At 53.0% G+C, this 14481-nt stretch carries 9 protein-coding genes and 2 pseudogenes; 8 read left to right on the forward strand and 3 right to left on the reverse strand.

Annotation, left to right across the window (positions count from 1 at the left end; translation table 11 throughout):
• Positions 1-105: 105 nt before the first annotated feature.
• The 4 genes from NK55_RS10315 to NK55_RS10330 all read left to right on the forward strand — a co-directional run bounded on the left by NK55_RS10315 (position 106) and on the right by NK55_RS10330 (position 2644).
• A complete protein-coding gene (locus NK55_RS10315) occupies positions 106-825 on the forward strand; it encodes a lipid-binding SYLF domain-containing protein (RefSeq protein WP_024125648.1) in 720 nt (239 codons plus the stop codon).
• 61 nt (positions 826-886) lie between these two features.
• Complete coding sequence (locus tag NK55_RS10320) at positions 887-1234, forward strand: YbaB/EbfC family nucleoid-associated protein (protein WP_024125649.1); 348 nt, start codon at positions 887-889, stop codon at positions 1232-1234.
• Between the two features lie 18 nt (positions 1235-1252).
• On the forward strand, positions 1253-1882 hold the full coding sequence (locus NK55_RS10325; protein ID WP_024125650.1) for a response regulator transcription factor: 630 nt from the start codon (positions 1253-1255) through the stop codon (positions 1880-1882).
• A gap of 243 nt (positions 1883-2125) precedes the next feature.
• Positions 2126-2644, forward strand: a complete 519-nt coding sequence (locus NK55_RS10330; protein WP_024125651.1) for a DUF4330 domain-containing protein — start codon at positions 2126-2128, stop codon at positions 2642-2644.
• On the opposite strand, the gene NK55_RS10335 is transcribed toward NK55_RS10330, so the two are convergent.
• Positions 2631-3029, reverse strand: a complete 399-nt coding sequence (locus tag NK55_RS10335; protein WP_041429250.1) for a RidA family protein — start codon at positions 3027-3029, stop codon at positions 2631-2633. The two genes, NK55_RS10330 and NK55_RS10335, sit on opposite strands and share 14 nt — an antisense overlap.
• Before the next feature lie 414 nt (positions 3030-3443).
• Here NK55_RS10335 and psaA point away from each other — a divergent pair, with 414 nt between their 5' ends.
• The 4 genes and pseudogenes from psaA (at position 3444) to NK55_RS14095 (ending at position 10012) form a co-directional block, all read left to right on the forward strand.
• The gene (gene psaA / locus NK55_RS10340) at positions 3444-5651 is read left to right on the forward strand and encodes a photosystem I core protein PsaA (protein WP_398508331.1); all 2208 of its coding nucleotides are present in this window, start codon (positions 3444-3446) and stop codon (positions 5649-5651) included.
• Between the two features lie 23 nt (positions 5652-5674).
• Positions 5675-7900, forward strand: a complete 2226-nt coding sequence (gene psaB / locus NK55_RS10345) for a photosystem I core protein PsaB (RefSeq protein WP_024125654.1) — start codon at positions 5675-5677, stop codon at positions 7898-7900.
• Positions 7901-8350: 450 nt separating this feature from the next.
• A pseudogene (locus tag NK55_RS14090) lies at positions 8351-8842 on the forward strand (hypothetical protein); the annotation flags it as partial.
• 111 nt (positions 8843-8953) lie between these two features.
• On the forward strand, positions 8954-10012 hold the full coding sequence (locus tag NK55_RS14095; RefSeq protein WP_255325349.1) for a mechanosensitive ion channel: 1059 nt from the start codon (positions 8954-8956) through the stop codon (positions 10010-10012).
• 93 nt (positions 10013-10105) lie between these two features.
• Here NK55_RS14095 and ftsH2 read toward each other — a convergent pair.
• Positions 10106-12000: pseudogene (gene ftsH2 / locus NK55_RS10355) on the reverse strand (ATP-dependent zinc metalloprotease FtsH2).
• Between the two features lie 61 nt (positions 12001-12061).
• The gene (gene recG / locus NK55_RS10360; RefSeq protein ID WP_024125656.1) at positions 12062-14476 is read right to left on the reverse strand and encodes an ATP-dependent DNA helicase RecG; all 2415 of its coding nucleotides are present in this window, start codon (positions 14474-14476) and stop codon (positions 12062-12064) included.
• Positions 14477-14481: the final 5 nt, after the last annotated feature.

Here is a 14481-nt window from a genome sequence, read left to right on the forward strand (position 1 = left end):
GCGTTGTGTCCCTTGCAGCCTTGGGAAAAGGGCTGTAGGGATGGAACAAGTAAGAAAGGCTCACCTGTCTAAGGATACATTGAGGCAGCGATGAGGGAGACCGCGATGGAATTGCATTTTGTAATGGGACGCTTGCACTGGCTAGGGTCTGTCATTGGGGGGGCGATCGCCCTGATTTTCATCCCCCCTACTGCCCTTGCCCAAAATGCCCCCGATTCGCGCATGGTGCAGCGGGTCGAAAACGCCACATTTGTCCTCGGCGAGTTTACATTCAATAGCAGCAATCGCATTCCCCCAACAATTATCCAGCGTGCCCAAGGGATTGCCATTATTCCCAATGTGGTTCAAGCTGGCTTTATCTTTGGTGGTCGGCGTGGTGCCGGCGTTCTGCTTGTACGCAATGAAAAGAACCAATGGACTAAGCCTGCCTTTATTACAATGACCGGTGGGAGCTTTGGCCTGCAAATCGGCGCCCAATCCACCGATGTCGTGCTGGCCTTCATGGATAAATCCGTCATCATGCGCAGCTTGGCGCGGTCCTTTCGCTTAGGGGGCAATGTCTCCGTTGCCGCAGGCCCTGTGGGTGGAGAAGTCATCAGTCCTACCGACCCTAGTCCCCAAGTCTTTTCCTACACGCGCAGTGCAGGTCTTTTTGCCGGCGTTGCCCTTGAGGGCGCCAACATTAGTTTTGACCGTGGCGCCAGTACCCGCTTCTATGGCCGCTCCAACCTGACCCCGACGCAAATTTTCGAGAACTCGCCACCCCTCCCTTCCCCTCCCGTCCTCAATGGTCTCTACAATGCCCTTGCCCGTGCCGCTCGCTGATCCCTCATCAAGACAGTGATAAGATAGCAGTCAATAGTCCGCACTGTATAGAGAGAACACTATGGGACAGGGACAGGGTTTTGGCTTCGGCCTTGGCAAAATGAAGGAGCTGGCCGCCGCTATCCAAAAAGCGCAGCAAGTTCAAGAGGGCGCCAAGAAGCTTCAAGAAGACCTTGAAAAAATGGACATTGAGGGTCAAGCCGCCGGTGGTGCCGTGAAAGTGATTATGAGTGGTACCCAAGAGCCGCGGCGGGTAGAAATCAGCCCCGATCTGCTGAGTGAAGGGGCTGAAGTGCTCTCCGATTTGGTGACAGCTGCCATGCGCGATGCGTACCAAAAATCCACCGCCACTATGCGGGAACGGATGGAAGAGTTGACGGGTAATTTGAACGTTCCGGGTCTTGGTTAATGCACTTTTGCGCCCACCATGGCACCCAAGCTGCAGCTCCTGATTGTTGAGGATGACCCAATGATGCAACTGGGGCTAGGACAAGCCCTAGGGGAACAGTTTGCTGTGGTGGGTTATGCCGAAGATGGCTATAGCGCCATTGATTTGACACGGCAGTTACAGCCGCAAGTGGTTCTTATGGACATTGGCCTACCAAGGTTAGATGGGATTGCAGCTACCCAGCGGCTGAAGCGAGAGTTTCCTGACATTCATGTGGTGATGCTCACCTCTCACCAATCTGCCCTTGAAGCTGTTGCTGCCCTGTCTAGTGGTGCCGACGCCTACTGTATCAAGGGGGAAAGGGTTGAGCGATTACTGATGGCGATCGCGGCTGCCCAAGAGGGAGCCACCTACCTTGATCCCCAGATTGCTCGCCATGTCATCCAGCACCTGCATTCTCCCCAGCCGACAATGGACTATCACCTTTCACAGCGGGAACTGGATGTCCTGAAGCTAATGGTGGAAGGTTACAGTAATCCTGAAATTGCCGGCAAGCTATTTTTGAGTCCGAATACCGTCAAGACCCATGTGCGCGGTATTTTGAACAAGTTGGCGGTGGATGACCGGGTGCAGGCGGCAGTTGTTGCCCTCCGTAACGGTTTAGTCTAGGTCTTTCACAAGACTGAAGCACACTTGTTATGGTGAAGGGGAACCGTCGGTGTGTAGAGCCTGTGTCCTATGGCATCCCAGAGTCATGAGGCAACGGCTTTAGCCTCCGATGACTTCACCACCATTGCCTGGCACCCCAAGGGAGCGTAGCAAGGGGTACCCAGGGGGAACTCTGGGTTGGGCAAGCCAGTTAGGGAGAACCTGTGTGATAAAATCTTGCTGCGGGTTTAAGCGAGAGTGCCGATGAAACTCATTGATCGCTATGGCCGCCTTTTTGGCAAGGTGAGTCTTTTAGACCTTGGGGCAGGGCTTATTCTCCTGTGTGTTTTGGCGGGGTTATTCCTCCTGCCGGGGCGATCGGGCACCTCCTTGGCACAAATGACCGCTGCACAACCGATTGAGGTGGATATTCTAGTCCTAGGCCTAAGCACCCCTACCCCCCAAGATCTGATCCCGAAGGGCAGTACCGCCAACTTTATTATTCGTAACCAGCCCTACGGCCAAGTCACCGTGAAAAATGTCCAGGTTCTACCGCGCACGGTTACCGTTTCCCAGCCCGATGGGTCGGTTAAAGCCCTGCCAGATCCCCGTCCAGAGATGGCCTTTAGCAGCAACCTGCTCTTGACTCTCGAAGGCCGCGGCCAAATTACGAACAATGGTCCTGTACTGGGGAATACTGCCATCAAGGTAGGGACGCCCGTAGAACTAGAGGGCAAAGAATATAATTTCCGTGCCTCAGTGGTTGCTGTTAGGCCGTTGTAGGACAGTAGGCAATGCAGTCAATTTCAACCTTGACCCCCTTCGGCAGCCGCGATACCTCCACACAGGCACGGGCAGGTGCCGCCTCAGTATCCATGTACTGAGCATAGATTTCATTCATGGCTGCGAAGTCATTGAGGTCGGCAAGATATACAGTTGTTTTCACTACCTGTGACCAATCGCTGCCAGCGGCCTTGAGGACAGCACTGAGGTTCTCCATCACTTGGCGGGTTTGCTCCCTGATATCTTCGCCACCAACAATCTCACCCGTTTTTGGATCAAGGGCAATTTGCCCCGCAAGAAAGATCCAGTCCCCTTGCCGCACGCCTTGACTGTAGGGACCAACGGGCATAGGCGCATCAGTAGTATAAATAATCACTTTCGTCATAAAACTTAAAACAATTACTATCGAGGGCGCGATCGCCCCAACTGCTCATTCTACAGGGGATTGAGCCACATCTACCCGTATCAAATCAATGGATATGATAGCCCATATATTATGCATTTATACCCCCACAATCATGTCAAGAATTCAAGCATCTTAAATAATGTTAATTATCGGCAAAGTCTGTACTCCCCTTCTATAATGCTGAATTGAGCATTCGCCTCCTGAACGGGCTTTATTGTTCCATTGTGGGTCTTTAGATTCACGATTCTTCACAATCACTGATCTAAAGATCTTTGTATATTCTCGAGGTGAATGCCCTCGTTCCTTCCTTGCCTAAGAGAGAGGAGAGACTCGATGACCATCAGTCCACCGGAGCGAGAGCCAAAGGTCAGAGTCGTGGTTGATAATGACCCGGTGCCCACATCTTTTGAAAAATGGGCAAAACCTGGGCATTTTGACCGCACCTTGGCCCGAGGACCCCAAACCACCACCTGGATTTGGAACCTCCACGCTCTTGCCCACGATTTTGATACACACACGAGCGACCTTGAAGATATTTCCCGCAAAATCTTCAGTGCACACTTCGGCCATCTGGCTGTGGTGTTCATCTGGCTGAGTGGGATGTACTTCCACGGTGCAAAATTCTCAAACTATGAGGCTTGGCTGGCCGATCCCACCGGTATCAAGCCCAGTGCTCAAGTGGTCTGGCCCATTGTGGGTCAAGGCATTCTCAATGGTGATGTCGGCGGTGGTTTCCACGGCATCCAAATCACCTCGGGGCTATTCCAACTGTGGCGTGCCTCTGGGATCACCAATGAGTTCCAGCTTTACTGCACCGCAATCGGTGGCTTGGTCATGGCTGGCTTAATGCTCTTTGCAGGCTGGTTCCACTATCACAAGCGCGCTCCTAAGCTGGAATGGTTCCAAAACGTGGAATCCATGCTCAACCACCACCTTGCCGGCTTACTTGGGTTGGGATCTTTGGCATGGGCAGGTCACCAGATCCACGTCTCACTACCCATCAACAAACTCTTGGATGCAGGGGTTGCTGCTAAGGATATTCCCTTGCCCCACGAGTTTATTCTTAACCCCAGCTTGATGGCCGAGTTATATCCCAAAGTGGATTGGGGTTTCTTTAGTGGCGTTATTCCCTTTTTCACCTTGAATTGGGCTGCCTACTCGGATTTCCTGACCTTTAACGGTGGCTTGAATCCTGTTACCGGTGGCCTTTGGCTGTCGGATACGGCTCACCACCATCTGGCGATCGCCGTCCTCTTTATCATTGCTGGTCATATGTACCGCACCAATTGGGGGATCGGCCACAGCCTGAAAGAAATCCTCGAAGCCCACAAAGGCCCCTTCACAGGTGCTGGCCATAAAGGTCTCTATGAAGTGCTAACCACCTCTTGGCATGCCCAACTGGCGATCAACCTTGCCATGATGGGTTCCCTGAGCATTATTGTGGCACAGCACATGTATGCAATGCCCCCCTATCCCTACTTGGCCACCGACTATCCAACTCAACTGTCGCTGTTTACCCACCACATGTGGATTGGTGGCTTCCTGGTCGTGGGGGGTGCTGCCCACGGTGCCATCTTCATGGTGCGTGACTACGATCCGGCCATGAATCAGAACAACGTTCTGGATCGCGTTCTGCGCCATCGCGATGCCATCATTTCTCACCTGAACTGGGTGTGCATCTTCTTGGGCTTCCACAGCTTCGGTCTGTACGTCCACAACGACACGATGCGGGCCTTTGGTCGTCCCCAAGATATGTTCTCCGATACGGGGATTCAGCTTCGGCCCGTGTTTGCCCAATGGGTGCAAAATTTACATACCCTAGCCCCCGGCGGCACTGCTCCCAATGCAGCAGCGACGGCTAGTGTCGCCTTTGGTGGTGATGTGGTTGCTGTCGGTGGCAAAGTGGCCATGATGCCCATTGTCTTGGGAACTGCCGACTTCATGGTGCATCATATTCACGCTTTCACCATTCACGTGACAGTGCTGATTCTGCTGAAGGGCGTACTCTTTGCCCGCAGCTCTCGCCTGATTCCCGATAAAGCCAACTTAGGCTTCCGCTTCCCCTGCGATGGTCCCGGTCGTGGCGGCACCTGCCAAGTCTCTGGTTGGGATCACGTCTTCTTGGGTCTGTTCTGGATGTACAACTGCATCTCCGTTGTGATTTTCCACTTTAGTTGGAAGATGCAGTCGGATGTCTGGGGTACTGTTGCCCCCGATGGTACGGTATCTCACATCACGGGCGGTAACTTTGCCCAAAGTGCCATCACCATCAATGGCTGGCTACGGGATTTCCTGTGGGCACAAGCTTCTCAGGTGATTGGCTCCTATGGTTCAGCCCTATCCGCCTATGGTTTGTTGTTCTTGGGTGCTCACTTCATTTGGGCCTTCAGCCTCATGTTCCTCTTCAGTGGCCGCGGCTACTGGCAAGAGCTGATTGAGTCCATTGTTTGGGCCCACAACAAACTGAAAGTTGCACCGGCCATTCAGCCCCGTGCCCTGAGCATCATTCAAGGCCGTGCCGTCGGTGTAGCCCATTACCTCCTAGGGGGGATTGCCACCACTTGGGCATTCTTCCTAGCTCGAATTATTTCTGTAGGATAGGGGCGAGGAGGAGATAACCAACTATGGCAACTAAATTTCCGAAGTTTAGCCAAGACCTCGCACAGGATCCGACCACACGCCGGATTTGGTACGCCATCGCCATGGCTCACGACTTTGAAAGCCACGATGGCATGACTGAGGAGAATCTTTACCAAAAGATTTTTGCCTCCCACTTTGGACATCTGGCCATCATCTTCCTGTGGGTGTCTGGTAGCTTATTCCACGTTGCGTGGCAGGGGAACTTTGAGCAATGGGTTCAAGACCCTGTTAACACCCGTCCCATCGCCCATGCGATCTGGGATCCCCAATTTGGCAAAGCCGCAGTGGACGCTTTCACCCAAGCTGGGGCTTCTAACCCTGTGGACATTGCCTACTCTGGTGTCTATCACTGGTGGTACACCATCGGTATGCGCACCAACGGTGACCTGTACCAAGGTGCCATCTTCCTGCTGATTCTGGCTTCGCTGGCTCTCTTTGCTGGCTGGCTGCACTTGCAACCCAAATTCCGTCCTAGCCTCTCTTGGTTCAAAAATGCTGAATCGCGGTTGAACCACCACTTGGCAGGTCTATTTGGGGTTAGCTCCTTAGCTTGGGCAGGCCACCTGATTCACGTAGCCATTCCTGAGTCCCGTGGTCAGCACGTGGGCTGGGATAACTTCCTTAGCACCATGCCCCACCCCGCCGGTCTAGCACCTTTCTTTACGGGGAACTGGGGCGTCTATGCCCAAAACCCTGACACGGCTAACCACCTCTTTGGCACGGCACAGGGTGCTGGCACCGCGATTCTCACCTTCTTGGGTGGTTTCCATCCTCAAACGGAGTCCCTGTGGCTCACGGATATGGCTCACCACCACCTTGCCATTGCGGTGCTCTTTATTGTGGCGGGTCACATGTACCGCACCCAATTTGGGATTGGCCACAGTATTAAAGAGATGATGGATGCCAAGGACTTCTTTGGCACTAAGGTGGAAGGCCCCTTCAATATGCCTCACCAAGGCATCTATGAAACCTATAACAACTCACTGCACTTCCAGTTGGGTTGGCACTTAGCCTGCTTGGGTGTGATCACCTCCTTGGTGGCACAACACATGTACTCACTGCCACCCTATGCCTTCATTGCCCAGGACCACACAACCATGGCTGCCCTTTATACCCATCACCAGTACATTGCTGGCTTCTTGATGGTGGGTGCCTTTGCCCATGGTGCTATCTTCCTAGTGCGGGACTATGATCCCGCCCAAAATAAGGGCAATGTGTTGGATCGGGTGCTGCAACACAAAGAGGCGATCATTTCGCACCTGAGCTGGGTGTCCCTCTTCTTGGGCTTCCACACCTTGGGGCTCTATGTCCACAACGATGTGGTGGTGGCCTTTGGTACCCCTGAGAAGCAGATCTTGATTGAGCCGGTCTTTGCCCAGTTCATTCAAGCAGCTCATGGAAAACTACTCTATGGGTTTGATACATTGCTGTCGAATCCCGATAGCATTGCCAGCACTGCTTGGCCGAACTATGGCAACGTCTGGCTACCCGGCTGGCTCGATGCCATCAATAGTGGTACCAACTCCTTGTTCCTAACGATTGGCCCTGGGGACTTCTTGGTGCACCATGCCATTGCCCTAGGCTTGCACACTACCACTCTGATTTTGGTCAAAGGTGCGTTGGATGCCCGTGGCTCCAAACTGATGCCAGATAAGAAAGACTTCGGCTATGCCTTCCCCTGCGATGGGCCTGGCCGTGGTGGTACCTGCGATATTTCCGCATGGGATGCCTTCTATCTGGCGATGTTCTGGATGCTGAACACCATTGGCTGGGTAACCTTCTATTGGCACTGGAAACACTTGGGTGTTTGGGAAGGCAATGTGGCCCAGTTCAATGAAAACTCTACCTACCTCATGGGTTGGCTGCGAGACTACCTGTGGCTGAACTCGTCCCAGCTCATCAATGGCTACAATCCCTTCGGCACCAATAACCTGTCGGTGTGGGCATGGATGTTCCTGTTTGGTCACTTGGTGTGGGCTACGGGCTTCATGTTCCTGATTAGCTGGCGTGGTTATTGGCAAGAGCTGATTGAGACCTTGGTATGGGCGCACGAGCGCACTCCCTTGGCCAATCTTGTGCGTTGGAAAGATAAGCCTGTGGCGCTGTCGATTGTTCAAGCCCGGTTGGTGGGTCTGGCACACTTCAGCGTTGGCTATGTCTTGACCTATGCGGCCTTCCTAATTGCTTCAACCGCAGCCAAGTTTGGTTGATCCACTCACTAGTTAGCTTTTGTTAGTCCCCTGCCTCTGTGGTGGGGGATTTTTGTTTCCTATGGAGAAGGTGACCGAGTGACTGGAGGCACAAATCCCTTGAGAGATTGACAATAACTTGACAAAAGTCTAGTTTTATGGGCAGGGCAAAGGACACGGTTCAGTCATTATTGATTGTTGAATGCCCAAGGGAACGGTGGGTGAGGCGATTCAATGGGCTGCTGCGTTGGACATGTCAACACGGTTAACTGTAGTTTGCTTTTAGTTTCTTATCTTTTTGTATCTCCTTCTATGGAATAGAGCTTTATTGCACTAAAGGTTAGCAACTTGTAATGTATCTCAGTATCCTAAAGATTTACTTAAAATCTGTTTTCAGAAACTTGACTTCATTGTTATTATAGGACTGAATTTCTCGGTTAGTTTTTGCTGCTCTCACTGGAGATACGAGTAATGCAGGGTAGACTCACATTCTTTATTATTTCTACATTTCCGTACAGAAACTATATTGAACAGTTATTGGCACAAGTCGATCTTGCAGAACCTTCTCAGATAGTTGGTGAAAATTCAGCTGGCCTTACCTTAGGTCTGGATAATTGGTGGGGGCTTTTAGTGCGGGTGATCATCGCACTTGCTTTGTTATTCATTGGTTGGATTGTTGCAATTGTTTTGGCAAGGGTAACAAGATCAATTTTGAAGCGGCTGCGTCTTGATGAATGGTTGAGCCAGTTCTTGGGTGAGAATGAATCGCTGCGAAACCTATCACTAACAGCAATTCTCTCAGGAGTTGTTTTTTGGATCATCTTTTTGCTGGGAGTGGTGGCCTTCTTGGATGCGCTGCGACTCACAATAGTTTCCCAGCCTCTCAATGCTTTTCTGAATCAAATTTTTACTTTCCTGCCAAAACTAGGGGTTGCTATTCTGCTTTTGGATTTGGCTTGGGTCGTGGCAACCATATCGAAAATGCTCGTGACTCAATCTGCCCGTTCTCTCAATTTGGATCGTTCATTACCGCTGGAATCTGGAAAAGAGGACACTCCAGAGGGGACTCCCACAATGTCTGTGGCTGAGATGTTGGGAAATACTCTCTACTGGTTTGTGTTTCTCTTCTTTCTGCCCTTGATTTTAGGGGTGCTTAATCTAGAAGGCTCGCTGCAGCCTGTGCAAAATCTCTTAAACGATATCCTAGGGACACTGCCCTTTATATTGAAGGCAGTAATCATTGCTATTGTTGGCTGGTTTATTGCGCGAATTGTGCGCAGCTTAGTCATTAACTTAATGACATCTATGGGAATTCAACGCATTGGCCAGCGTTTGGGCCTAGGGCAGGCTAGTCTGGGTGAATCCCTGGCAACGGTTATCGGTACAATCATCTATGTCCTAATTTTGATTCCGACGGCGATCGCTAGCCTTGAGGCGCTGCAAATTCAAGCCATTACGGCACCGGCAACGGCAATGCTCAATGAAGTGCTGACGGCCTTGCCAAGAATTTTTACGGCCGCAATTATTCTCATTTTGGCCTATGTCATCGGTCGCTTTGTGGCTGAGATGGTGCAAAACTTCCTGCAAACAATTGGGTTTGATCAGGTTCTTGTCTGGTTGGGCATTGAATCTCTGCCTGCCACGGCTGTAGAACCTGCGGAGCGTCCTGCCCATTGGCGCCAACCGTCTGAAGTGGTTGGCATTGTTACTTTGGTGGGAACAATGTTTTTTGGGGCGATCGCGGCTGTGGATGTGCTGGATATCCCTGCCCTGACTGCCTTTGTCAGCGCCTTGATGATCATCCTCGGTCGGGTACTGGTGGGTATCCTCATCTTGGCCGTGGGCCTATACTTTGCCAATTTGGCGTTTCGGATTCTCGCCGCTTCTGGAACCTCCCAGGCCCGCTTTCTAGGCCAAGCGGCCCGAATTGCCATCATGACGTTTGTGGGGGCAATGGCACTCCAGCACATGGGCGTTGCTACCAGTATTGTGAACCTTGCCTTTGGCCTTCTTTTTGGTTCAATTGCGGTGGCGATCGCCCTGGCTTTTGGATTGGGATGTCGCGGGATTGCCGCAGCCCAAGTGGAAGAGTGGATTGCCTTGCTCAAGGGTAGAAACTCGAATCCAGAGTGAGCCATTGGGGGCTTCCCTGAGATTAGGTGTCCTAGTCATAAAAAATCCCCCAGGGTAAATTGGGGGAGCAGGGATGGGGATAATGTTTGTGCCCTACAGTTGGGGCACAAATCGCTCTTTATCGGGAACTACGGTGTACTCAGCAACAATCTGGCGGAATTCTTCACCATCAATGGTTTCTTTTTCCACCAGTAGATCCACCAGGCGGTCAATGACGACCCGGTTTTCGCGAATGATCTTAATGGCCAGTTCGTAGCTGTGCTGCACTAATTCCCGCACTTGGGCATCAATGCGAGCGGCAATTTCCTCAGAGTATTCGGTTCGAGACACCAAATCGCGCCCGAGAAACACTTCGCCATTTTGGGTTTCTAAAGACAGCGGCCCAAGGTCAGACATCCCGAAGCGAGTCACCATCTGCCGCGCCATTGCCGTTACCTGTTGTAGATCATTGCCTGCGCCGGTGGTGACTTCAGCATCGCCAAAGACAACGTATTCAGCTGCCCGGCCGCCCAGGGCACCAGCCATCCGCGCCATGAGTTGCGATCGCGAGATCAGCCCTGAATCCTCTGAGGGCATGAACCAAGTAAGACCACGGGCTTGACCACGGGGCACCAAGGTTACCTTTTGCACCGGATCGTGATCCTTGAGCAGCGTACCGACAATGGCATGACCCACTTCATGGTAGGCAATGAGACGTTTGCTCTTGCCATCAATCAGTGGTGTGCCCTCCATACCAGCAACAACCCGATCCACGGCATCGTCAATTTCCAGCATCGTGATTGCCGGCTTGCGACGACGGGCCGTGAGAATCGCTGCTTCATTGAGGAGGTTGGCCAAATCGGCACCGGTAAAGCCGGGCGTACGGCGAGCAATGGCTTCTAAGGACACTTCAGGCGCCAGTTTTTTGTTGCGGGCGTGTACCTTGAGAATTGCCAAACGACCTTTAATGTCAGGGGTATCGACAATGACTTGCCGGTCAAAGCGACCGGGACGCAGCAGCGCTGCATCAAGGACGTCGGGACGGTTTGTGGCAGCAATAACAATGATGCCCGTGTTGCCCTCAAAGCCATCCATTTCTGTGAGGAGTTGGTTGAGGGTTTGCTCCCGCTCATCGTTGCCACCGCCAATCCCCGCACCCCGCTGGCGACCCACGGCATCAATCTCATCAATAAAGATCAAGCAGGGGGCATTTTCTTTCGCTTTGCGGAAGAGATCCCGGACGCGGGAAGCACCGACGCCAACAAACATCTCGACAAATTCTGAGCCCGAAATGGAGAAGAAAGGGACGCCTGCCTCACCCGCGATCGCCTTGGCCAGCATCGTTTTGCCAGTGCCCGGCGGCCCCACCAGCAGCACCCCCTTGGGAATGCGAGCACCGACTGCTGTAAATTTCTCCGGCTTCTTCAGGAAGGTAACCACTTCTTGCAGTTCTTCCTTGGCTTCATCAACACCAGCGACATCATCAAACATCACGCCGGTTTTGGCCTCCATTTGAAAGCGGGCGCGAGATTTGCCGAAGTTCATCGCTTGGCCCGGTCCCCCTGGCACATTGCTGGAGCGGCGGAAAAGAAAAAGAGTCCGCCCAAAAGCAAGATGGGGAAGAGTAAATTACCCAACAGACCCAACAGGGCACCATCATTGCGAGCTGGATGCACATCAATTTCTACGTGCTGCTCGCGCAGTTTACTAATGACTTCTGGCGCTGTCCCCGGCATATCTACCCGTACCCGCAGGGGGCGGCCGTTAATCAATTCCGGATCAGAGACATCCACAATGGCGGTGCGACCATTATCGAAAATGTCGACTTTACTAATGCGACCCGCATCTAGATAGGTGAGGAATCGCCCATAGCTCATGCGCGTACTGGCAGTATTCAGGGGAGGCTGACTTTGATTGAGCATAAAGTTGCTCACCCCTTGCCATAGGAGAATCCCAATGAGCAGTAGGGGTATTGACCAAAGGAGAGCAGTTTTCCAAGAGACTTTCATTGGCGGCGCTTTTTATCAGGTTCTTAACTAAATTTAACATATCCCTCCTGAAGGCGGGAGTTTAGTTCATCATAGTCTCGCGGAGGCGATCGCGCCGTTGCTGGAGAGCGGCTTGCAGCAGAGGATAGCTCCGTAACTCAGGATCCTCTGCGATCAGTTCAGTCGCTGCCAATCGTGCCGCTTCTAGGCAATCTTGATCCTCAACAAGGCTAGCTAGAGCAAAGTCTGGTAATCCCGATTGCCGCGTCCCTAACACCTCCCCTGGCCCCCGCAGCCGCAGATCCATCTCCGCAATAAAGAATCCATCCTGAGACTGGGCCAGCACATTCAGCCGTTGCCTGGCAGCATCATTGCGAGCACTATTGAGCAGCAGAAGACAATAGGACTGTTGGGCACCCCGCCCCACCCGCCCCCGCAGTTGATGGAGTTGTGATAGGCCAAAGCGTTCAGCATCTTCAATGAGCATCACTGTAGCATTAGGGACATCCACTCCCACCTCAATCACCGTGGTAGCCACAAGAATATCCAGTTGTCCCTGGGCAAAGGCTTGAATCGTTGCATCCTTCTCACTAGATGCCATGCGACCGTGGAGGAGTCCTACCCGAAAATTGGGAAAAATCTCCGTTTGTAATCGCTTGTGCTCGGCAATGGCGGATTTCAAATCCACTTTTTCCGATTCCTCAACCAAAGGCAGGACAATGTAGGCCTGACGCCCTTGGGCGACTTCACGGCGGATTAAATCGTAGGCACAGGAGCGATCGCCCCGTCCCAAGATGGTTGTTTGAATTGGCTGCCGACCGGGGGGCAATTCATCAATTTGACTAACATCTAAATCTCCATGGAGAGTCAACGCAAGAGTGCGGGGAATCGGTGTCGCCGTCATGGTCAGCACATGGGGCAGGACTCCCTTGGCTTGTAGCTTTGCCCGTTGGGCTACCCCAAAGCGGTGCTGTTCATCAATCACCACTAGACCGAGCCGCTGAAACCTCACCCCCTCTTGGATAAGAGCATGGGTACCCACCAGCACCGGCAATTCCCCCGTTGCCAATTGATCGAGAATCCGGCGTCGCTTGGTTGTGCGTACGGAGCCCGTGAGCAGTTCCACCGGCACATGGAGGGGGGTAAGCCACTCAAAGAGCTTGCGATAGTGCTGCTCTGCCAGAACCTCCGTGGGCGCCATCAGTGCCCCTTGGTAGCCAGACTGCACTGCCGCCAATAGGGCAATCACGGCAACAACGGTTTTCCCTGACCCCACATCCCCTTGGAGAAGGCGATTCATGGGAATCGGCTGCTCTAAATCCGCCAAAATTTCCGCCACTACCCGCTGCTGTGCCCCTGTGAGTTGAAAGGGCAACCGTTGGTAAAACTGCTCAATGAGTTCCCCTTGGGGCTTGAGGGGGGCACTGGCCTGCTGTTGCTGCTGTCGCCGCCGTTGGAGTAGCCCCAATTGCAGATAAAAGAATTCATCAAAAATCAGCCGCCGCCGTGCCAGACTCAGTTGGGTTTGATCTGGCGGAAAGTGTATGTGACGCAGCGCCATGTCTAGGGGCATGAGTTGGTGACGTTGGCGTAGCGCTTGCGGTAGGGGATCAGGATAGCCTTGCACCAAGGGCAGAATGCGAGCGACCGCACGGCGAATCACCTCGGGCGATATCCCCTCCGTCAGTGGATAGACGGGCACAATCCGGCCAATGGTGAGGGAGTCTATTTCTGCCCCAGCATGATCCAGCACTTCCAACTCTGGATCCTCAAGGGTGAGGCCGTACTTCGTCCGCTTCACGAGGCCAGAGGCGGCCACAAGGGTCTGGGGGGCGTAGAGGCGCTTTTGCTGCTCTTGCCATCCCCGTTGGGCATAGCGAGCCCCGGCATAGAAACGACTCAGGCGAATTTCTCCGGTGCGATCTTGAAGAATAATTTCTAGGATGGTCAGCTTGGCATTGCGCGGACTGGTAAAACAGTTGCAGCGGCGGACTTTACCCACAAGGGTGACGGTCTCCCCAGCTTGGAGTTGCCGAATCGGGACTTGGCGCGCATAGTCAATGTGATCGCGGGGGAAGTAGTAAATGAGATCCGCAACCGTATAAAGCCCGAGTTTTGCCAATTTCGCCGCAGGGCGATCGCCTACGACGCAGCGGAGCTGTTCGCCAATCCCATGCACTGTTTTGAGGGCTTGATCGAGGGGACGGGATCTTGGGGGTGAACTGGCCAGTTGTTTGTGGACATCGTGGAGCAGTTGGCGGGTTTTCACCACCAGGTGTTGTCGTTGGCTGGGGGACAGATCGTTGTAGTGGGCATAGGCTGCCGCTGTTTTCTGCCAGCGATCGCGCACCTGAGGAGGCAGTTGTTGCAGAGGGGCCTGCGTTAACGCTTCGTGTAAATACTCATTGAACCGATAGGTATTGCCCTGAAGGTTACAAAAACCCCGCTCCGTTTCAATGGCAAGGGCGCGTTGTAGGCGTGGCCAGTCAAGGGACACAGGAG

It is taken from the genome of Thermosynechococcus sp. NK55a (genome assembly GCF_000505665.1).
In the GTDB taxonomy this organism is placed as follows: Bacteria; Cyanobacteriota; Cyanobacteriia; order Thermosynechococcales; family Thermosynechococcaceae; genus Thermosynechococcus.